The organism is Kineosporia sp. NBRC 101677, assembly GCF_030269265.1.
GTDB lineage: Bacteria > Actinomycetota > Actinomycetes > Actinomycetales > Kineosporiaceae > Kineosporia > Kineosporia rhizophila.
Window position 1 is genome coordinate 236,348 of record NZ_BSTA01000009.1, and the last position, 19,024, is coordinate 255,371.

20 protein-coding genes and 1 tRNA gene are annotated in these 19,024 nt (G+C 68.3%); 4 read left to right on the forward strand and 17 right to left on the reverse strand.

The annotated features are described in order from the left end of the window. The first annotated feature begins 39 nt into the window (after positions 1 to 39). Positions 40 to 2,280 carry an MMPL family transporter gene (locus QSK18_RS25575; RefSeq protein WP_285624172.1) on the forward strand — a complete coding sequence of 747 codons (2,241 nt, stop codon included), beginning with the start codon at positions 40 to 42 and terminating at the stop codon, positions 2,278 to 2,280. A gap of 46 nt (positions 2,281 to 2,326) precedes the next feature. Here the strand turns inward: QSK18_RS25575 and QSK18_RS25580 are convergent, their stop codons facing one another. Continuing rightward, positions 2,327 to 3,031: an NUDIX domain-containing protein gene (locus tag QSK18_RS25580; RefSeq protein WP_285624175.1), complete on the reverse strand. Its 705-nt coding sequence runs from the start codon at positions 3,029 to 3,031 to the stop codon at positions 2,327 to 2,329. Between the two features lie 150 nt (positions 3,032 to 3,181). On the opposite strand from QSK18_RS25580, the gene QSK18_RS25585 reads away from it, so the two are divergent. Beyond that, entirely contained in the window at positions 3,182 to 4,009 is an 828-nt protein-coding gene (locus tag QSK18_RS25585; protein ID WP_285624178.1) for a calcium-binding protein, read from the forward strand. Positions 4,010 to 4,085: 76 nt separating this feature from the next. After that, positions 4,086 to 4,925 carry a hypothetical protein gene (locus tag QSK18_RS25590; RefSeq protein WP_232810134.1) on the forward strand — a complete coding sequence of 280 codons (840 nt, stop codon included), beginning with the start codon at positions 4,086 to 4,088 and terminating at the stop codon, positions 4,923 to 4,925. Between the two features lie 51 nt (positions 4,926 to 4,976). Here the strand turns inward: QSK18_RS25590 and QSK18_RS25595 are convergent, their stop codons facing one another. The 15 genes from QSK18_RS25595 to QSK18_RS25665 form a co-directional block, all read right to left on the reverse strand. Next, positions 4,977 to 6,026 (reverse strand): sodium:calcium antiporter, encoded by a 1,050-nt coding sequence (locus tag QSK18_RS25595; RefSeq protein ID WP_232810133.1) that lies wholly within the window; start codon positions 6,024 to 6,026, stop codon positions 4,977 to 4,979. A 26-nt stretch (positions 6,027 to 6,052) separates the two neighbouring features. Next, positions 6,053 to 7,132 (reverse strand): pyrroloquinoline quinone biosynthesis protein PqqE, encoded by a 1,080-nt coding sequence (gene pqqE / locus QSK18_RS25600; protein ID WP_232810132.1) that lies wholly within the window; start codon positions 7,130 to 7,132, stop codon positions 6,053 to 6,055. Next, on the reverse strand, positions 7,125 to 7,388 hold the full coding sequence (gene pqqD / locus QSK18_RS25605) for a pyrroloquinoline quinone biosynthesis peptide chaperone PqqD (RefSeq protein WP_285624183.1): 264 nt from the start codon (positions 7,386 to 7,388) through the stop codon (positions 7,125 to 7,127). The genes pqqE and pqqD overlap by 8 nt, the downstream gene beginning before the upstream one ends. 11 nt (positions 7,389 to 7,399) lie before the next feature. Next, positions 7,400 to 8,089, reverse strand: coding sequence for a pyrroloquinoline-quinone synthase PqqC (gene pqqC, locus QSK18_RS25610; RefSeq protein ID WP_232810130.1), 690 nt, complete (start codon positions 8,087 to 8,089; stop codon positions 7,400 to 7,402). A gap of 4 nt (positions 8,090 to 8,093) precedes the next feature. Then, entirely contained in the window at positions 8,094 to 8,990 is an 897-nt protein-coding gene (gene pqqB / locus QSK18_RS25615; RefSeq protein WP_352396643.1) for a pyrroloquinoline quinone biosynthesis protein PqqB, read from the reverse strand. A 25-nt stretch (positions 8,991 to 9,015) separates the two neighbouring features. Then, a complete protein-coding gene (gene pqqA, locus QSK18_RS25620; RefSeq protein WP_232810128.1) occupies positions 9,016 to 9,108 on the reverse strand; it encodes a pyrroloquinoline quinone precursor peptide PqqA in 93 nt (30 codons plus the stop codon). Between the two features lie 42 nt (positions 9,109 to 9,150). After that, positions 9,151 to 10,887, reverse strand: coding sequence for a PQQ-dependent dehydrogenase, methanol/ethanol family (locus QSK18_RS25625; protein WP_232810127.1), 1,737 nt, complete (start codon positions 10,885 to 10,887; stop codon positions 9,151 to 9,153). 24 nt (positions 10,888 to 10,911) lie between these two features. Next, complete coding sequence (locus tag QSK18_RS25630) at positions 10,912 to 11,373, reverse strand: MSMEG_3727 family PQQ-associated protein (protein ID WP_232810126.1); 462 nt, start codon at positions 11,371 to 11,373, stop codon at positions 10,912 to 10,914. Positions 11,374 to 11,474: 101 nt separating this feature from the next. Next, the gene (gene katG, locus QSK18_RS25635) at positions 11,475 to 13,661 is read right to left on the reverse strand and encodes a catalase/peroxidase HPI (protein ID WP_285624193.1); all 2,187 of its coding nucleotides are present in this window, start codon (positions 13,659 to 13,661) and stop codon (positions 11,475 to 11,477) included. 1 nt (position 13,662) lies between these two features. Then, positions 13,663 to 15,036 (reverse strand): DNA-binding protein, encoded by a 1,374-nt coding sequence (locus tag QSK18_RS25640; protein ID WP_232810124.1) that lies wholly within the window; start codon positions 15,034 to 15,036, stop codon positions 13,663 to 13,665. A 95-nt stretch (positions 15,037 to 15,131) separates the two neighbouring features. Continuing rightward, a complete protein-coding gene (gene bluB, locus QSK18_RS25645; RefSeq protein WP_232810123.1) occupies positions 15,132 to 15,773 on the reverse strand; it encodes a 5,6-dimethylbenzimidazole synthase in 642 nt (213 codons plus the stop codon). Positions 15,774 to 15,893: 120 nt separating this feature from the next. Continuing rightward, positions 15,894 to 16,181, reverse strand: coding sequence for a HigA family addiction module antitoxin (locus QSK18_RS25650; RefSeq protein ID WP_232810122.1), 288 nt, complete (start codon positions 16,179 to 16,181; stop codon positions 15,894 to 15,896). Positions 16,182 to 16,197: 16 nt separating this feature from the next. Further along, positions 16,198 to 16,476 carry a type II toxin-antitoxin system RelE/ParE family toxin gene (locus QSK18_RS25655; protein WP_285624202.1) on the reverse strand — a complete coding sequence of 93 codons (279 nt, stop codon included), beginning with the start codon at positions 16,474 to 16,476 and terminating at the stop codon, positions 16,198 to 16,200. An 83-nt stretch (positions 16,477 to 16,559) separates the two neighbouring features. Further along, positions 16,560 to 17,153, reverse strand: coding sequence for a hypothetical protein (locus QSK18_RS25660; protein WP_285624205.1), 594 nt, complete (start codon positions 17,151 to 17,153; stop codon positions 16,560 to 16,562). Between the two features lie 102 nt (positions 17,154 to 17,255). Next, positions 17,256 to 18,200 (reverse strand): LysR family transcriptional regulator, encoded by a 945-nt coding sequence (locus tag QSK18_RS25665; protein ID WP_502894263.1) that lies wholly within the window; start codon positions 18,198 to 18,200, stop codon positions 17,256 to 17,258. Between the two features lie 69 nt (positions 18,201 to 18,269). On the opposite strand from QSK18_RS25665, the gene QSK18_RS25670 reads away from it, so the two are divergent. Next, entirely contained in the window at positions 18,270 to 18,788 is a 519-nt protein-coding gene (locus tag QSK18_RS25670; protein WP_285624211.1) for an SRPBCC family protein, read from the forward strand. Between the two features lie 97 nt (positions 18,789 to 18,885). On the opposite strand, the gene QSK18_RS25675 is transcribed toward QSK18_RS25670, so the two are convergent. Beyond that, positions 18,886 to 18,958, reverse strand: a tRNA-Ala gene (locus tag QSK18_RS25675). Between the last annotated feature and the right edge of the window lie 66 nt (positions 18,959 to 19,024).

Consider the following 19,024-nt stretch of genomic DNA (forward strand, 5'->3'; position numbering starts at 1 on the left):
TTGCGCCTCCCCCCGCCACCCCTTGAAAGGTTGTGCCGCATGGCATGGCAACTGTTCCGGCTGGGCCGGTGGTCGTTCATCCACCGCCGGATCGTCACGGTCGTCTGGATCGCGCTGCTGGCCCTGGCCGGCGCCGGGTCGGTCACGCTGGCCGGCCAGACCAACGACAACTTCACCCTGCCGGGACTGGAGTCGACCGAGGCGTTCGACCTGATCGAGCAGCGGGCCCCGGACAGCAACCCCGAGGGCGCAACCGCGCGGATCGTGTTCGAGGCCCCCGAGGGCGAGACCATCAAGGACAACCAGGAGGCCATCACCAAGGCCCTGGCCGCGGTGGTCACCGAGGACGTCCAGCAGCCGGTGGCCGACCCGGTCACCGCGGGCACCGTCTCGCAGGACGGGCGGGTCGGCTACGCCACCGTCACCTACACGGTGATCCCGGCCGAGCTCAGCGATGCCGACAAGGACGCGCTGACCGAGGTGAAGACCCTGGCCGAGGACGCCGGGCTGCGGGCCGCCATCGGTGGTGACGCGATGGACGCGGTGCCGCACGCCGGCACCGCCGAGGTGATCGGTATCGGGATCGCCTTCGTGGTCCTGCTGATCACCTTCGGCTCGCTCGTGGCCGCCGGGATGCCGCTGCTCACCGCCGTCATCGGGGTGGGCATCGGGTACGCCGGGATCAGCACGCTGACCGGTTTCGTCGACCTGAGCTCGGTCACCCCGGCCCTGGGCTCGATGCTCGGCCTGGCCGTCGGCATCGACTACGCGCTCTTCATCATGTCGCGCTACCAGCACGAGGCCCGCACCGGACGCCCCCTGGCCGACGCGGCCGGAGCGGCGGTGGGCACGGCCGGTTCTGCGGTGATCTTCGCCGGCCTGACCGTCATCATCGCGCTGGCCGGCCTGAGCATCACCGGCATCGCCTTCCTCACCCAGATGGGTCTCGCAGCAGCGGCCATGGTCGCGGTCGCCGTCCTGATCGCCCTCACCCTGCTGCCCGCCCTCCTCGGCTTCGCCGGGACGCGGGTGCTCAGGGGCGGGATCAAGGGCCTGAAGCAGCTCGACCCGGAAGACGACTCGCAGCGCACGATGGGCCGCCGGTGGGTCGAGGCCGTCAGCCGGTTCCGCTGGCCCGCCCTGATCGGCGGGGTCGCGATCGCGGCGGTCATCTCGATCCCGGTCGCCAGCATGGAGCTGGCCATCCCGGACGACGCCACCTCCCCCTCGGGCAGCGACAACCGGGTGGCCTACGACCTGATCACCGACAACTTCGGGGCCGGCGCGAACGGTCCGCTGGTGATCGTGGTCGACACTGCCAACGCCGCCGACAAGATGGCTGCGGTGCAGAGCGTGCAGCAGACTCTGGGCGGCATCCAGGACGACGTGGCGGCCCTGATCCCGCCGCTCACCACAGACACCAAGGAGGCCCAGGCCGCCTTCCAGCAGCAGCTCGAGCAGGTCAACCTGGCCAACTTCACGATCATCCCCAAGAGCGGCCCGTCCGACGCGGAGACCAAGGAACTGGTCAACACCATCCGCGACTCGCTGGCCGGACTGCCCGACGAGACCGGCGCCCGGGCGATGGTCACCGGCCAGACCGCGGTCGGCGTGGACATCTCGGAGAAGCTGGCCGACGTGTTCCCGCTCTATCTGGTGGTGGTCGTCGGCCTGGCGTTCATCCTGCTGGTACTGGTGTTCCGCTCGATCCTGGTGCCGCTGAAGGCCGCTCTCGGCTTCCTGCTGAGCGTCGGGGTGGCGATCGGCTCGGTCGTCGCGGTGTTCCAGTGGGGCTGGCTGAACGAACTGGTCGGCCTGGACGTGACCACGCCGGTCCTGTTCATCCTGCCGCTCCTGCTCACCGGCGTGCTGTTCGGCCTGGCCATGGACTACGAGGTCTTCCTGGTGACCCGGATGCGGGAGGCCTACGTGCACGGCACCGAGGCCCGGCAGGCCGTGATCGACGGCTTCGCCCACAGCGCCCGGGTGGTCACCGCCGCCGCGATCATCATGTTCGGCGTGTTCGCCGGTTTCGCCCTGGGCGACGACGTGATGATCAAGACGATCGGCTTCGGCCTGGCGGTCGGCGTGATCGCGGACGCCTTCCTGGTCCGGATGCTGATCGTGCCGGCCGTGATGGCGATCATCGGCAAGGGCATCTGGTGGCTGCCGAAGTGGCTGGACCGCGCGCTGCCCAACCTGGACATCGAGGGTGAGGCCCTGACCGAGAAGCTCGGCCCGGCGCCCGGCCCGAAGGAGCCGGTGGCGGTGGGCAAGTAGTCAGAATTGAAGACGGCGGTGGGCCCCCTGGGAGCCCACCGCCGCTTCAGTGGCTGGAACCGATGCGGTCGTAGTCGCTCCGCGAGCGCCCCCGGCCGCGGAACGTGAAACGCCGCCGCAGGGTGTGCCCGAAGGCGAAGGTCGCGGCCGCCGGATCGGCCTCGGCCCGGGGGCCGGGCATGTGCGCGGCGGACAGGTCGACCAGTACATCTTCGGAAGGAACCTCGGGCGACTGGCCGAGATCGACCGACACCGCCCCGTCCTTTGTTTCGCTCTTCTTCTGCACCGCCCCGGAGACCTGCATCGCCGCCGCGACTGCGAGCGCCGCCGTGGTGACCAGCGACCGTACGGGCTGACGCAGCGGCAGGCCGTCGAGCGTGGCGGCGTCTACCCAGCGCGGCGTGTAGCGGTTGCTGCGGCTGGAGTGCTTGATCTCCGGACCGGACATCCGCAGCTTCGCCTCTTCCGGCACGACCGCCAGGAAGTACGCCTGCCCGTCGTGGTCGGGCAGCCGGCCGGCCAGGGTGATGGCCAGGCCGAGCTCTTCCTCGATCTCGCGGATCGCGGCCTCTTCCGGCGTCTCCCCCGGCTCCATCCGACCGCCGGGCACGCTCAGATAACGGTGTCCGCGAACGTAGCGCTCGATCATGGCCACCCGGCCGCTCGGGGCCAGCGTGACTACGCGGGCACGGCGGACCCTCTCCGGTCGCTCTTTACCTTTTGCTCGCACTGGCCCGGCCACACCAGCCATCGTGCCCCGGTCCGGCGTGGACAGCCAACCCGGAATGCCCCGGACAAGATCACAGGGCAGTCCCGGGCACGACGATCTGACGGGTCAGCAACTTGGGCGTAGCGTGACGGCCGCTACACATTGAGTGATGTTCACAAGAAAGGTTTCGCCATGCCGCCGTACCGCGCCGCGTCTGTCCTCGCCCTGGCCGTGACCCCGCTCGCCCTCGCCCTGCCCGCCCAGGCCCAGACCACCACCGCCCGGGCGAGCGTGAGCAGCGACGGCGCGAGCCTGACCTACAGCGCAGCCATGGGGCAGGTGAACCGGATCGTGGCCTCGGTCGAGTGGGACGAGGACAACGAGGAACTGATCTACCTGATCGACGACCGGGTGCCGGTCCGCACCGGGAACGGCTGCGAGCACCTGGGCAAGAGTGACCGCACCAGCATCCGCTGCATCGTGCAGCCTGCGGGCAGTGACAACCCCTACCCCACCTTGGCGATGAACCTGCGGGACAAGGACGACAACGTCGAGTTCCACAACCAGACCGCCCAGGCGTTCTACTTCGCCGAGTTCCGCCTCGGCACCGGCAAGGACACGCTGGACAGCACCCACGCCACCAAGGACGACGGCAGTTTCGTCTGGGGGCAGGACGGTCCGGACCGGATCACCACCGGCTCGGTGGCCACGGTGCAGGGCGGCGACGGCCCGGACACGCTGACCACCAGCGGCAACTACAGCGACCTGGACGGTGGGGCCGGCGAGGACAAGCTCTGGGGCGGGGTAGGCACGCAGTTCCTGCGGGGCGGCGCCGACGACGACGTGGTGCACGGCGGCGCCGGGCGGGACACGATCTACGGCGGGCCGGGCAACGACCGGCTCTATGGCGAGCAGCACCGCGACAAGGTCCTCGGTGAGGCCGGGGACGACTTCATCAACGGCGGCAAGGGCGTGGACAAGCTGATCGGCGGGCCCGGCAAGGACATGATCAAGCCCTGACGCAAGCACCCCCACGAATGGCGTAGCGTGACCAACGCAACACCATGCGTCACGTCTCTCACGGGGGTTCATCTACATGTCACTGCAGTTCTCCGCGCGCCGGGCCTTCGGCGCTGCCTCCATCCTGGCCCTCGGGCTGAGCCCGCTCGCCCTGTCCGGCACCGCGCACGCTGACGAGATCAGCGCCTCCGCCGCCGTCGCGGACAGCCAGCGGCTGGAGTACACGGCCCCGCCCGGGGTCGCCAACAGCGTGGTCGCCTCGGTGGCCTGGAGCAAGGACAAGACCAAGCTGATCTACCGCATCGACGACGTGATCCGGATCGGGATCGGCGACACCTGCGTGTACCCCGACAAGGACGACCACACGAAGGTGCGCTGTGTGGTCACCCCGGCCGAGGGCGGCTCGTACCCGACGCTGACCATGAAGCTGGGCGACGAGGACGACAAGGTCTGGCTGGACAACCGCACGAAGCAGACCAAGTACTTCGCCAAGGTCGCCCTCGGCCCGGGCGCCGACTGGCTGGACAGCACCTCCGAGGGGCTGGACGGCAGCCAGGTGCTCGGCCAGGGCGGCGACGACCAGCTCAAGATCGGCCCGCGCTCGCTGGCGATCGCCGGCAACGGTGACGACATGGTCTGGACCTGGGGCAAGAACACGGTGGCGGACGGCGGCAAGGGCGACGACCAGATCTGGGGCCACGGCGGCCGGCAGCTCCTGGCCGGTGGCGACGGCGACGACAAGGTGTGGGGCGGCGACGGCGACGACGACCTGTGGGGCAACAACGGCGACGACTGGCTGTGGGGCCAGGGCGGCGCGGACCGGATCTGGGGCGGCGACGGTAACGACGGCCTCGACGGCGGTCCGGGCCTGGACGTGCTGCGCGGCGGCCCGGGCACCAACAAGGTGCACAAGTAAGGGTTTCTGCTCAGGCCCGTCCGGCGCCCTCGGGTGCCGGACGGGCCTGTCTCAGTCGGCCTCGATCGGGGCCTCGCCGAGCACGGTGAAGCTCACCGCCCAGTACAGGACGTAGAGAGCCAGCAGGACGAAGCCGTGCTGGCGGCGCAGCCGGCCGGTGGAGATGAAGTACGCGGCCAGCCCGGTCATCACCACCAGTACCGGCAGGTGCCAGGTGAGCACTTCATCTTCGATCTCGATGCTGCCGCCGGTGAGCAGGATGATGCCCAGCTTGGCGGTCACGCCGAACACCACGCTGCCGATCACGTTGCCGATACCGATCTCCGAGACCCCTCGCCGGTTCGGTTCGACGGTCAGGAAGATGTCTTCCAGGGTGAGCACCAGGGTGGCGATGGTGGCCCCGAAGAGCGTTCCCTCGATGGAGAACTCGTCGAGGATGCCTTCGATACCCGCGCTCGTCACCGCCGCCGCGGCCACCAGGCCGACCAGCGCCAGCAAGGCCAGGGCGACACCGGCCCAGTCGGGCAACGGCCGGGATCCGGAGAACGGCGCGTGCACGGGGAACGGGGGCTGATCGGTGGTTTTCTCCACGACAGCAGTGGTCGCGCGCCCGTTTCCGCTGCCGGCGGCGGAGAGAACTTCCGCGTTACGGAACACCGGAGTGGTGCTGCGCAGCTCATTGGCCGCCACGTAGACGATGAACGCCACAAACAGCAGCACCAGCAGTACGCCGTCGCTCGAGGTCAGCGGCCCGGTGAGCACGAAGGGCACCATGGCCAGGGGCGACAGGGCGAAGATGGTGACATAGCTGCGGGGGATGTCGACGCGGGTCGGGCTGATGATCGCAGCCAGGGCCAGTACCACGCCGGTCATCGAGATCGCCGTGCCGAAGACGGTTCCCAGGGCCACGCCGTCGAGGTCCTCGAGGTTGAGCGCCACCCCGAGGGCCACGTCGTCGAACTCGATCCCGGTGAACACGATGGCCAGGAGGAAGACCGAGATGTGCAGCCCGGCCGCCGCCCCGACCAGGTAGAAGATCAGTTTCTCGGCACAGTAGACCAGCAGGGCCGCGCCCACCACGAAGATCAGGATCGACATCATGCCGCCGGAGCCTCCTTGCGCCGTTGTCAGGATCTGTGCGGTCTGGGGGTGAGCTGGAGATCGACCGGGCCGCCGCGCTGAGCCGCCTGCACCGCGTCGTCGACCACATGGCGGTCGGGTGACAGGTGACAGACCGGATCGGTGCGCGCCGCATCGCCCGTCAACTGGAAGGCCTGGCAGCGACATCCACCGAAGTCCAGATCTTTACGGTCGCAGTCGCGGCAGGGCACCGGCATCCATTCCGTGCCCCGGAAGGCGTTCATCACCGGTGAGTCGGCCCAGATCTCCCTCAGCTCGTTCTCCCGTACGTTCGCTCTGGGCAGCGGCAGGGACTGAGCGGCTGGGCAGGGCAGCACGTCACCGTTGGGAGCGATCGTGAGCTGACGCGAGGCCCAGCCGCCCATACAGGGTTTCGGATACTTGCTGTAGTAGTCGGGGATCACGTAGATGATGTCCATCTGCGAACTCAGCCGTTGCCGGGCCTCATGCACCACCGTCTCGGCCCGGGCCAGCTGTTCCCGGCTGGGCAGCAGTGCCTCGCGGTTCTTCCAGGCCCAGCCGTAGTACTGGGTGTTGGCCAGCTCCACCCGGTCGGCGCCGGCCTGCACGGCCAGTTCCAGCACGTCGGCGATGCGGTCGATGTTGCGCCGGTGCAGCACCACGTTCACCGTCAGCGGCCAGCCCAGTTCCCGCACCAGCCGCATCGCGTCGATCTTGCGCTGGAACGAGGGCGTGCCGGCGATCCGGTCGGACAGACCCGGCTGGTCAGCCTGAATGCTGACCTGGACGTGATCCAGCCCGGCCGCGCGCAGCCGCTCGGCCATTCGGCGATTGAAGCCCACCGCGCTGGTGACCAGGTTCGTGTACATCCCCAACGCTGACGCGTGAGCCACGATCTCGACGATGTCGCGGCGCAGCAACGGTTCCCCGCCCGACAGGTGGCACTGCAGCACGCCCAGGTCGCGGGCCTCGGTGAGCACCCGCAGCCACTCGCCGGTGGGCAGCTCGTCGGTGTACTCGGCCATGTTCAGCGGGTTCGAGCAATAGGCGCAGGCCAGGGGGCAGCGGTAGGTGAGCTCAGCAAGGAGGCCGAACGGATCATCCATCGGCCGGCTCCACACACCGCCGCGCGGCCAGCCCGGCCAGGAACCGCTGCACCTCTTCGGCCGGCACCTCGCGATAACGCCGCCCCAGCTCGGTCACGATCTGGGCGATCGTGCGCTGACCGTTGCAGAGCTCGAGAATGGCCGCGCCGGTGGGGTTGAGCACGACCACGGTCTCGGGCAGCAACAGAACCGGACGCTCACGGGCGGCTGAGTAGGTGAGGCGGACGTGGCGGGCCAGGCGGGGTCTGGTGGCCACTGCGATCGCCGTCACCGCGGGTACGCCCGGTCGATCACGTCCATCAGGCTCCAGAGCACGTCGCACTTGAACGACAGCGCATCGATCGCGGCCGCCTGTGTCTCGCTGGAAAGGCAGTACCGGGTGACCACTTCCAGAGCGTGCTCGCTGTCGCGCGGAGCCTGTTCCAGACGGGCCCGGAAGTAGGCCAGGCCGTCCGGATCGATCCAGGTGTAGTGCCGCTCGAACGCGGCCAGCCGCTCGGCCATCAGGTCGGGGGCGAACAGTTCGGTGAGCGACGAGGCCACCGCTTCCACCCAGGGACGGGTGCGGGCGAAAGTCACGTAGGCGTCGACCGCGAAGCGGGCACCCGGCACCAGATGCCGATGGTCGAGGATCTCTTCGCGACTGAGCCCGGTGGCCTCGCCCAGCCGCAGCCAGGCCTCGATACCCCCCTCCCCCTCGGCCGTTCCGTCGTGATCGGTGATGCGGCGGATCCAGCGGCGGCGCACCTCGAGGTCGGGGCAGTTGGCCAGGATGGCCGCGTCTTTGCGGGGGATGCACTCCTGGTAGTAGAAGCGGTTGGCCACCCAGCCGCGCAGTTGCTGCGGACTCAACTGCCCGGCGTTCATCCGGACGTGGAACGGGTGCTGGTCGTGATACTTGCGGGAGTGGGCCCGCAACGTGGAGACGAAGTCGGTCTCACCGGCCACGTAGGTCATGCGCTCATACCTCCACCTCGAGTCCGTCCACGGCCACCTCCGCCCCGGCCCGTTCGACGGCCAGCCGCTGCGGCGTGCCCTCGAGCAGGATCGGGTTGGTGTTGTTCAGGTGCACGAAGATCGTGCGCCGGCCGGCTCCGGCCAGATGCTGCAGACTCTCCTCGACCGGCGAATGCCCCATCTGCCGCGACGTCTTGGCGGCCAGCCCCAGCCGGACGAGTTCGTCGTCGCTCCAGCAGGTTCCGTCGACCAGCAGGCAGGTGCATCCCGCGATCGCCGCCCGTACCTCGGGCGTGAAGTGCTGCACACCCGGCAGGTACACCAGGGTTCCGCCGGTTCTGGCGTCGCTGATCCGGTAGCCCACGACCCGACCGGCGGCACCCCCGACCCCGAAACGGTCGCGTTTACTCGTCTTCACTTCGAAGGCTCTTCCGGTGAGCCCTTCGGACAGGACCAGAGGCGCGCCGGTGACCACCGGCGTCCATTCGACCTGACAGTAACGCTGCAGCAGGGTGAGCACACCTGACCCGTCGGACAGGGTCTTGTGCACGGTGGCCGTGGCGTACAACCTCAGCGCCGGGGCCTCCCGCAGCAGCAACAGGCCCAAGGTGTGATCGAGCTCGGCATCGGTCAGAAACACTGCTTCTACCGGCGATTCTCGCGAACCCCGGGGCCAGAGCTCGGGAAAGGCCGCGAACTGACTGAGGACGTCGGGGGAGGCATTGAACAGGAACCACCGCTTACGGTCGGGGCTGACAACAATGGACGACTGTGTGCGCGGAGGGGCGGCCCCGGCCCGTACGTCGGTGCAGACTCGGCAACCGCAGTTCCATTGCGGCGAACCGCCTCCGGCGGCCGAACCCAGCACCCGTACGAACATCCTGGCCTCCCCTCCGCGCATCGTGCTCAGTCGAACTCGGTCCAGCTCAGTCGAGCTGGGCGATGTACATGGTCACCTCGGGGGCGACCGTCACCTCATCGAACTCGGGCGTCTCCCACTCCTCGAAACGGGATTCCATGACTGAACCTCCTCTCCTCGTGGTCTGCGGCTTCTGGCGGGGTCAGTCGTCGTCGCCGCGGGTGGGCGTGTCCGACGGCAGGGCGAACACGATCAGCGCGCTACCGTGACCGGCCCCGAGCATCCCGGGCAGGAAGCCCTCCGCCCAGCCACCCCAGCCGACCGGCACTGCGATGTACTGACGGCCGTCGACCGAGTACGTGACCGGGCTACTGTGATGCCCGCTGCCGCACTGGAACTGCCAGAGCAGGTCACCGGTGCGCGCGTCGTAGGCGTTGAACTCGCCCGACGGCTCACCCGCGAACACCAGGTCTCCGCCGGTGGCGAGCACCGAGGCACACATCGGCAACTCGTTGCGCCAGCGCCACTTCTCCTCACCGTTGGCGTCGAACGCACTGAGATAGCCCACTGCCTCGTCGATGTCGACAGCCACGCCGGCACCCCAGTAGGGGATGCTCTCCTTGAACTCGCGGCGCCGACGGGCGGCGGTGGCACCTACGTCTTGGACGGGCACGTAGAACCAGCCCGTCTTCGGACTGTAGGCAGCGTGCGTCCACTCCTTGGCCCCGGCCGGACCGGGGTAGAAGTGCACCGCCACCCCCTCGGCCTCCGGATACACCTTGGGCACGACCTGCCCGTCGCGGGTGATCGCCCCCCAGGTGATCCGGTCGACGAACGGGGTGATCGAGATACGCTCGCCGTTGGTGCGGTCGAGCACGAAGAAGTAGCCGTTCTTGTCGAAGTGGCCCAGCAGTTTGCGGCCGTCCTTCTCGAACAGGATGCACTCGCTCATGCTGTCGTAGTCCCACACGTCGTGCGGGGTGCACTGGTAGTGCCAGCGGATCTGCCCGGAGTCGACGTCGACCGCGACGATGCTGTCGGTGTAGAGGTTGTCGCCCTCGCGCACCTCACCGTCGAAGTCGGGGGCCGGGTTGCCGGTGCCCCAGTAGAGCAGGTTCGTCTCCGCGTCGTAAGTGCCGGTGAGCCAGCAGTTCCCACCGCCGCGCTGCCAGGCCTCACCGTCGGCCGGCCAGGTCTCCGAGCCGGGCTCACCCGGCTTGGGCACCATGTAGCAGCGCCACTGGTGCTCGCCGCTGTCCACGTCGAAGGCGTCCAGGTGCCCGCGCACCCCGAACTCACCGCCGGAACTGCCCACGATGACCAGGTTCTTCACCACGATCGGGGCCATCGTGCCGCTCTCACCGGCCCGCACGTCGCCGTACGTCTTGTCCCAGACCCGCTTGCCGGTCTGCGCGTCGAGGGCGATCACGTGGGCGTTGGCGGTGACGAAGAAGACCTTGTTCTTGGCCACCGCGACCCCGCGGTTGACGTTGCCGCAGCAGAGCGACACGTCGAACGGCACGGCGTGCTTGTAGCGCCAGATTTCCACCCCGGTGACGGCGTTCAGGGCCCAGACCCAGCCGTCCCAGCCGGACAGGAACATCACCCCGTCGACCACGATCGGGGTGGCCTCGAACGAGTACGTCGAGGTGCCGGCGATGATGCCGCTCACGCCGGCCTGGAAGATCCACGCCGGGCCGAGCTTGTGCACGTTCTCGGTGTTGATCTGATCGAGCGTGCTGAAGCGCTGCCCGTCGTAGGTGCCGTAGTAGGTGAGCCAGTTCTCCGGCTCGGAACGGGCTTCGAGAATACGCTCGTAGGTGAGGTTCTCGGCGACCGGCGGGGCGACCTCACCACCGGCGACCTTGCCGCTGAGACGGCCCTGGTCGATAGCCTCGCCTGCGTCGATGTACGGTTCGGCGGACTCCGCAGTAGTCATCGTTCTCCTCCTGGCGACGGTCGGCTAGGGACGCGGCTGGTCGGGACGGTCCAGACGGGCTTCCGGCGGCACCTCGCCGAGCACCACGATGGCCCCGGTCAGGCCGCGGCCCTCGTCGTTGCCGGAGGGCGAGCTGAACCAGTAGTAGCCCGGCCCGTCGAGATTGAGCCTCGCGGTGCCGCGGGAGTGGTTCACCAGCCAGATGAACTTGCGGTCGCCGTTGCTCGGCAGCAGCGCGCAGTGCGTGTTCAGGTCGTCGTTGATCAGTTCCAGTTCCAGGTCGCCGCCGTGCGGCAGGACCAGGATGGACGGGTCCCAGCAGATGTCGTCGGGCTGGATCCGGATGGTCGCGGTCATCACCCCGTCCTCGCGCTCCTTCGCCTCGGCCACGTTGCCGGTGTTCAGCAGGCGGCCCAGCGAGGCGGTGTTCTGGCCCGCCAGGCCGAGCCTTCGCAGCAGATCCTCTCGTTCCTCCACGGTCGTCATGGACTTCAGCTCCTCATCGGAAACGATCAAAGCCTCTACCGTGAGGGACCTTACGCGAGACCACCGACAACATCAGGAGCGCACCGTTCGCCCGGCCGCAGCTACCGTTCACACGCCGTCTGCGCACACCGGCCCAGATTCATCACCTTCACCCAGGCGGCGACGAAGTCGTGCACGAACTTCTCCGGGGCGTCGTCGGCCGCGTACAGCTCGGCGAGCGCGCGCAGTTCCGGGTTCGAGGCGAAGACCAGGTCGGCCCGGGTGGCCCGCCACCTGGTCACCCCACTCTGCCGGTCAATCCCCTCGAAAGTCGCTTCAGCAGAGACCTTCACCGAGGATTCCCGCCATTCGTAGCGGAGATCGAGCAGATTGACGAAGAAGTCATTGGTCAGCACACCGGGTCTGTCGGTGAACAGGCCCAGGTCGGTCCGGCCCGCACCGAGCACCCGAAGACCGCCCACCAGCACGGTCATCTCCGCTGCGGTAAGGGTGAGTTGGGCCGCGCGGTCGATCAGCAGGCGCTCGGACCGGTGCCGGGCACCCTTGCCGCGATAGTTGCGGAACCCGTCGGCCACCGGTTCCAGCACGGCGAACCATTCCGGGTCGGTCCACTCCGGCGACGCGTCGGTGCGGCCGGGAGTGAAGGGCACCTCGATGTCGTAGCCCGCCTCGTGGGCAGCTTTCTGCACTGCGGCGCAGCCACCGAGCACGATCAGGTCGGCCATCGAGACCTCCGGTGGCCGCAGCTCTTCCAACATGGTCAGCACTTCACCGAGAGAGTCGGGATCGTTGGCCGGCCAGTTGCGCTGGGGCTCCAGCCGCAAACGTCCACCATTTGTTCCACCGCGTTTGTCGCTGTTGCGGAACGTCGAGGCCGACGCCCAAGCGGTTGCGACGAGCTGTAACACCGTGAGACCGGAATCCAGGACGCGGCTTTTCAGGCTCGCGAGCTCGCCTGGGCTGGGCAGGGCATGCTGGCGCTCGGGCACCGGGTCTTGCCAGATCATCGGCTCGGCCGGCACCAGCGGCCCGAGGTAACGCTCACGAGGGCCGAGATCGATGTGGGTGAGCTTGAACCAGGCCCGGGCGAACGCCTCACTCAACTGCTCGGGGTTTTCCAGGAAGCGGCGGGCGATCGGCTCGTAGTCCGGATCCACCCGGAAGGCCAGATCGGTGGTCAAGAAGGTGGGCGCGTGCCGACGCTCGGGGTCGTGCGGATCCGGCACGGTGTTGGCCCCTGCTCCCCCGCGCGGCACCCATTGCCACAACCCGGCCGGGCTGAGGGCCACGTCCCACTCGTACTGGAACAGGTTCTGGAAGTAGCGGTTGTCCCAGGTGGTGGGGGTCTGCGTCCAGGCGCCTTCCAACCCGCTGGTCACCGTGTCCCCAGCCTTGCCGCTGCCGTGCGCGCCCCGCCAGCCCAGCCCCTGCTCTTCCATGCCGGCGGTTGCGGGTTCCGGCCCTAGGTAGCGCTCTGGATCGGCCGCTCCATGCGTCTTGCCGAACGCGTGCCCACCTCCAACCAGCGCGACCGTCTCCTCGTCGTCGAAGCCCATGCGCCGGAACGTGGCCCTGATGTCGCGGGCCGACATCAGCGGGTCGGGCACCGTGTTCGGCCCCTCCGGGTTGACGTAGATCAGGCCCAACTGGTCGGCGGCCAATGGCTCGTCCAGTTCATGTACCCCGGTGTGCCGCTCGTCGGCCATCCACGCCTGTTCCGGCCCCCAGTCCACCCGCTCGCCGACGTAGACCTCGTTCCGGCCGCCCGCGTAGCCGAAAGTGCGCAGCCCCATCGATTCCAGCGCCCGGTTGCCCGCGAACACCATCAGGTCGGCCCAGGAGATCCGGCGGCCGTACTTCTTCTTCACCGGCCACAGCAGACGGCGCGCCTTGTCGAGGTTGCGGTTGTCGGGCCAACTGTCCACCGGAGCGAAACGCTGCAGGCTCGCGCTCGGGCCACCACGGCCGTCCCCAGTTCTGTACGTACCCGCGCAGTGCCAGACCATGCGCACGATCAGCGGCCCGTAGTGCCCGTAGTCCGCCGGCCACCAGTCCTGCGACGTGGTGAGCACCGCGTCGACGTCGGCGGCCAGCGCGTCCAGGTCGAGTTCGGCGAACGCTGCGGGGTAGTCGAAATCATCGGGTTGACTCTTGGGCAGGATGCTCAGGTCGAGCGGCCTGTTCTGCTCGTTCGGGTTCGTGGCCTGGGCCAGAACAGCTGAGTACGGACGTTCGAACGGGCTTGGGAGCCCAAGCCCGCCTCCGGGGGCACCACCGCTGTCGCTCACTTCAGATGTCCAGGGCTCGACGTACAGCGGGAGCGTTGCGGCGGGAGACCGGAACGTCTCCCCCGCCGTCCATGATCAGGAGCAGTTCACCGTTGCGGCCGCGTTCGACCTCGCGCACCCGCCCCAGGTTGACCACGTAACGGCGGTGCACGCGCAGGAACCCGACGTCAGCCAGCTCCCCACCCAACCGGTCGAGGCTCGCCGATGCCGCTCGCAAACGTCCTTGATCAGTAGAGAGCCACACGTCGTTCCCGTCGGACTCGGCGAAGCAGACCTCCGGCAGACGTAGCAGCACCATTCGGTTCTCCCGGGTGCCGACCACCCGGCGGGGCCTCGGTTCGGCTCTCTCCGGACGATCAGCCGTGGGTAGGGCTGCTCCGGTGTCCGTAGTACCGAAGTGCACCAGGTTGCCGATCAGGTGGCCGGAGAGAAAGACCGGACGAATGACGATCGGGGTCGGCTCATCGGAGAGATGCGTGAAGATCTGCGTGGAACCGATCCAGTCCGGGTTCCGCGCCGCCTGCGTGGTGGCGTACTGGGCAGCACCGATCAACTCAGGTAAGCCGGGATTCCAGCGCACCGTCGGATCAAGCGCAGGGGTGGCGGCCGGCACTCCCATCAGCACACTCGCCGTCTCGTCGGCGATCACCACCTTCCCCGCCGTGTCGAGCGCGGCCAACGGCGTCGTGTTCGTGGCCCGCGCCTGCGTATAGGCCGCCACCAACTCAGCCCCGCTGTTGCGAGCCCGTCGCCGCAACTGTCCCTGGGTGGTAACCGCTGCATTGGTCAGCCAGTTCGCTGCAAAGGAAGGCAACTGACTGCGCCAGCACGAGATGTTCAGCACCGCGATCGGCTCACGGGTGACCACGTCGCGCACCGCCACCCCGGCGCACGTCCAGTCATGGAACGCCCGGCACCAGTGCTCCGGCCCCTTCACCAGCACCGGCCCATGGCTCTCGAGCGCCATGCCCATGCCGTTGGTGCCCGCCGCCGACTCCGACCAGCAGAACCACGGCGCCAGGTTGGCCTCGGCCGCCCGGGCCAGCGTGGCCTGGTCACCCCACTCGGCCAGGATCCGGCCCGTGGAGTCGGTGACCGTGAGCACTCCCCCGGCGAAGCTCACGTCCTGCGCCACCGACGCCGCCCGGAACCCCAGCTCGGCGAAGACCCCGTCGTGCTCGGGCGTGTGCTCGATCTCGGCGACGGCGATCGGCGCCTCGGTCAGGTGCGGATCGACCCGGTAGCGCTCCCGACAACGATGCCAGGAGATCGCCACCTGCGGGCGGACGCCCAGCACCTGGTCGTCGCCCTGGACGAAGCGTTCCCAGGCCTCGTAGACCGGAGCCAGGAGCTCGTCCCGTCGTGCATCCTTCATCGTGGAGAACCGCCCTTGGTCCGTCCCCAACGCCCGCCGTGATGCTGCTGTGACCAAAGCCACTGTATGTACCGATTTCAGACGTGGCTAGCCACCTAAGCGCCGGTTCGGCCACCGGTCCATCGGTCGGTATGCACGGCATCGGACAGCGGCCGACGACGCCGCCAGTCGTGGCGTTCCAGGTCGGGAACGGTCTCCAGATGAGTGACCGGGCCCAGGCACAGCCAGGCCACCGGCCGCACGCCGGCCGGGATGCCGAGCAGATCAGCCAGGAACGGCTCGCGGTAGAACGACACCCAGCCCACGCCGAGCCCCTCCGCAGTAGCCGCCAGCCAGAGGTTCTGGATGGCCAGGCACACCGAGTACAGCCCCGCGTCGGCAATGGCATGGCGGCCCAGGACGGCCGTGCCGCCGCGCTCGGCGTCGTACGTCACCACGACCGACAACGTGGATTCCAGTACTCCGTCGATCTTGATGCGAGCGAACCGTTCAGCCGCTTCAGGATCCAGCGTGGACGCGAAGACCTTCCGCTCCTCCTGGACGTGCCCGTAGAACTGCTCGCGCAGCTCCCGGTCGCGCACCACCACGAAGTCCCACGGCTGCGAGAGCCCGACGCTGGGCGCCGCATGCGCCGCGCTCAGCATGCGCTCGAGGACATCGTCGGGGATCGGAGCACCGGTGAACTGGCCGCGGACGTCCCGGCGGCGATGGATGACGTCGTACAACTCGTTGATCACAGACGAGCATCCTTGCAGGCCGGTCGCCGGCCGAGCCCGGGACCTCGGCTCTCAGACCAGCCCGACCAGTAGTCGTTGGACCGAGCAATGCCCTGGTCCGCCGCCTCTGACGTGACTGGTTCAGGCAACGTCCTCGAGGCGGCGGACCTTGGGCTTACCGGCGGCGCGTTCGATGGCCAGGTCATAGGCGATCTGCATAGCCAGCCAGGCACGGGCGGTGCCAACCCCGGCTTCTTCCAGCCGAATGGCCAGACTCGGGCTGATGCGAGCATGACCGTGCAGGACACGGCTGAGGGCGACACGGGAGACGCCCAGCCGGGATGCGGCTTCGCTGACGCCAAGGCCGATGTCGGCCAGAACGTCTTCGCGCAGGATCTCGCCGGGGTGCACGGGGGTCTTCATGGTCATGGTGGGCACCTCCTGCTCAGTGGTAGTCCTGATAGTCCACGAGTTCAATGTCGTTGTCGATGAACCGGAACGTGATTCGCCAGTTCGCATTGACCCAGATCGACCAGTGGCCTGCCATGTCTCCTCTGAGGGGATGAGTTCGGAACGATGGGATTGCAAGATCGTCAGGGCCCTGAGCGACATCCAAGGCAGAAAGGATGCGCAACAGTTTCGGGACATGGGATGCCTGCACCCCCTTCTTCGAACCGTCACGGTAGAGACGTTCCAGGCTCTTGTGCTGGAAGCTGACGATCATTTCCCAACCGTATCGCGTATCGCAACGCGATACAATCTGCACGGGCGCCGTGGCCCACCCGCAGCACCCTCGGCCGGACTTGATCAGACGTTGATCCTCCACTCGGTCGTCAGCTTGTCGCCGTACTCCAGGCCGTCACTGCCCAGGTTCAGCTTGAGCTCGCCGTTCTCGCGGCTGATCACGTAACCGGAGCCGGCCTTCGAGATGCTGAACGCCAGGTTCTCCTCGCCGGTACCGCACTCGCCGGCGACGATCGGCGACGGGCTGATCTCGTCCGCGTCGGGCGCCCGCCAGCACAACGGCTCCAGCTCGCCCGAGCCGTCCGTGGCCTTGACCTGGTAGAGATCACCGCCGAGCGACTTGAACGTGAAGAGCTGGCGGCCGCTGTCGTCGTCGGTCATCGACAGGCCCTCGTCCTCCAGCGTCAGGCCCCCTTCGAAGCCGTCGACCGGAACGATCGTCACGCCCTTGCCGCTGTCGGGAAGTGCCTCGTCGGCCGTCGCCTCTGGCGTCCCTGGCGTCTCGCTGGTGGTGGGGGCCGTCGTCGTTTCGGTGGTCTCCTGTGTCTTCACTGGGCCCGAGGCCGCGCCCGACGCCGAGTCCGACCCGCAGGCCGAGGTGGCCAGCGCACCGATCGCCAGGATCCCTGCGGCGGTAACTCCCCTGAGCCGTGTCATGACCACTCCTCTGCTCATCTCTTTCTGACTGAGGTCTGCGCTGCCGTAGCGCCCTACAGAGAAGTGAGATGCACGCAGATCGGGTTTGGGTCGGAAGAATCTTTACTTCAGTAGCGACAGGTTCCAGTCGGCCCGGGCAGCGCGGGTCAGAGCCTCGCGCACCCGCAGCACATCAGGATTGCTTTCGGAGCCGGGACGGTGAACCAAGAAGTACGTGTTCAGTGGCGGTTCGGCGGGCGCGCCCAGCATGATCAGTCGGCCGTCCCGCAGATGCTCCTCACAGATCGAGCGGGGTACTACGCTGTAGCCCGCGCCGGCGGAGACCGCCGACACCACCGCATGCAGATTCGGCACCGTCAGGCCAGGCTGCCCGGGCGGTGACGGCCGGCCCAGCACCGTGCGCCAGTAACGCCGCACGATCGGCATGTCCTCGGAGTAGCTGACCAGGGGTACGCGCCGCAGCCCGGTGGCCAGGTCCTGCTCGGCCTTCAGGTGCTGCGTCCAGGCCGGGGCGACGATCAGGACGTACTCCTCGTCGCTCAGAGGTACCGACGGCAGAGCGGTTCCCCGCGGACGACGGGTGGCAATGACCAGATCGTGCCGACCGTCGCGCAGATCTTCGAGCAGGGTCTCGGTGAGGCCCTGGGTGACGCGCAACTGCACCCCGTCTGCAATCAGGCCGGCAAGCGCCGGAAGCACGCGTACGCACAACAGCTCCGAAGGACCGCCGAGGTGAATTGGGGACGTCCGTCCCGGCTGGGTGCCGCCCTCACCAGTGAGCGCATCGAGTGGGTCTCCCACTCGCGCGGCCAGATCGTGGGCGAAGGGGGTGGGCTGCACGCCCCGGGGCAAACGGGTGAACAGCGCACGCCCGACATGCCGCTCCAGCGCCCTGACCTGGGTGGTCACGCTGGGCTGAGACAGGCCGAGGCGGGGTGCCGCCGCGGTGAACGAACCCGCTCGGTACACCGCCAGGAAGGTGCGCAGCAGGTTCAGGTCGGCCGGCGGGGTCCACTCCACGCAGCCGATGCTAATCCCGCCTGCCATAGGCTGGCCTATTCCAGACATCGTTCAGACTATTGGTAGATCGATGTCTTGCCGACTTAGCGTGAACGCATGACGACACAGAACGCGATCACCTGGCCCGAGCGCTACCTTCCCGGCACCGGCGACAACTTCGTCTCGAACGAGGTCGTGGTGGCCGGCCTGAGCGCCGCCCAGGTCTGGCCCCTCCTGACCGACACCAGCCGCTGGGAGGGCTACTACGACAACGTCGCCGACATCAGCTTCCCGGCCGGCGACGGCCCGGTGCTGTCCCAGGGCGTCCACTTCTCGTTCGGCACGTTCGGCTTCCCGCCGCTGGATGCCGCGGTGGTCGAGTTCCAGCACCCGGGCGAGGGCACTCCCGGCCGGCTGTCCTGGACGGCGAAGCAGGAGGGCACGCCGGACGAGAAGCTGGACGTGCTGCACGCCTGGCTGGTCGAGGACCTGCCCGTTGGCCGGGTGCGCGTGCTCACTCAGGAGACCCAGATCGGCCGCCCTGCCGCCGAACTCGCGGCCCAGCGACCGAACCCGATGCTCAACGGGCACCAGGCGTGGCTGGACGGCCTGGTCGGGGCCGCCCGGAACTCCTGAAGGGTCACGCCGGCGACAGCCCTCATCGCGGACCACGCGACACCAAAACGGAAACAGCCGGGACGACAATGTCGGACCCGGCCGTTAACCCATGCGGTGGAGCTGAGGGGATTCGAACCCCTGACCCCCTCCATGCCATGGAGGTGCGCTACCAGCTGCGCTACAGCCCCGCCCCTGGTTCGGCCCGCCTTGCGGCGTTCCTGCTCAGGAAGCTCCATGAGCATATCCCACTCCGG

Excerpts from the sequence above, each read along its gene's own strand:
- QSK18_RS25575 (WP_285624172.1), top strand. The coding sequence starts at position 40 with ATGGCATGGCAACTGTTCCGGCTGGGCCGGTGGTCGTTCATCCACCGC.
- QSK18_RS25580 (WP_285624175.1), bottom strand. The coding sequence starts at position 3,031 with ATGGCTGGTGTGGCCGGGCCAGTGCGAGCAAAAGGTAAAGAGCGACCG.
- QSK18_RS25585 (WP_285624178.1), top strand. The coding sequence starts at position 3,182 with ATGCCGCCGTACCGCGCCGCGTCTGTCCTCGCCCTGGCCGTGACCCCG.
- QSK18_RS25590 (WP_232810134.1), top strand. The coding sequence starts at position 4,086 with ATGTCACTGCAGTTCTCCGCGCGCCGGGCCTTCGGCGCTGCCTCCATC.
- QSK18_RS25595 (WP_232810133.1), bottom strand. The coding sequence starts at position 6,026 with ATGATGTCGATCCTGATCTTCGTGGTGGGCGCGGCCCTGCTGGTCTAC.
- pqqE (WP_232810132.1), bottom strand. The coding sequence starts at position 7,132 with ATGGATGATCCGTTCGGCCTCCTTGCTGAGCTCACCTACCGCTGCCCC.
- pqqC (WP_232810130.1), bottom strand. The coding sequence starts at position 8,089 with ATGACCTACGTGGCCGGTGAGACCGACTTCGTCTCCACGTTGCGGGCC.
- pqqB (WP_352396643.1), bottom strand. The coding sequence starts at position 8,990 with ATGCGCGGAGGGGAGGCCAGGATGTTCGTACGGGTGCTGGGTTCGGCC.
- pqqA (WP_232810128.1), bottom strand. The coding sequence starts at position 9,108 with ATGGAATCCCGTTTCGAGGAGTGGGAGACGCCCGAGTTCGATGAGGTG.
- QSK18_RS25625 (WP_232810127.1), bottom strand. The coding sequence starts at position 10,887 with ATGACTACTGCGGAGTCCGCCGAACCGTACATCGACGCAGGCGAGGCT.
- QSK18_RS25630 (WP_232810126.1), bottom strand. The coding sequence starts at position 11,373 with ATGACGACCGTGGAGGAACGAGAGGATCTGCTGCGAAGGCTCGGCCTG.
- QSK18_RS25640 (WP_232810124.1), bottom strand. The coding sequence starts at position 15,036 with ATGAAGGATGCACGACGGGACGAGCTCCTGGCTCCGGTCTACGAGGCC.
- QSK18_RS25650 (WP_232810122.1), bottom strand. The coding sequence starts at position 16,181 with ATGACCATGAAGACCCCCGTGCACCCCGGCGAGATCCTGCGCGAAGAC.
- QSK18_RS25655 (WP_285624202.1), bottom strand. The coding sequence starts at position 16,476 with ATGATCGTCAGCTTCCAGCACAAGAGCCTGGAACGTCTCTACCGTGAC.
- QSK18_RS25660 (WP_285624205.1), bottom strand. The coding sequence starts at position 17,153 with ATGACACGGCTCAGGGGAGTTACCGCCGCAGGGATCCTGGCGATCGGT.
- QSK18_RS25665 (WP_502894263.1), bottom strand. The coding sequence starts at position 18,200 with ATGGCAGGCGGGATTAGCATCGGCTGCGTGGAGTGGACCCCGCCGGCC.
- QSK18_RS25670 (WP_285624211.1), top strand. The coding sequence starts at position 18,270 with ATGACGACACAGAACGCGATCACCTGGCCCGAGCGCTACCTTCCCGGC.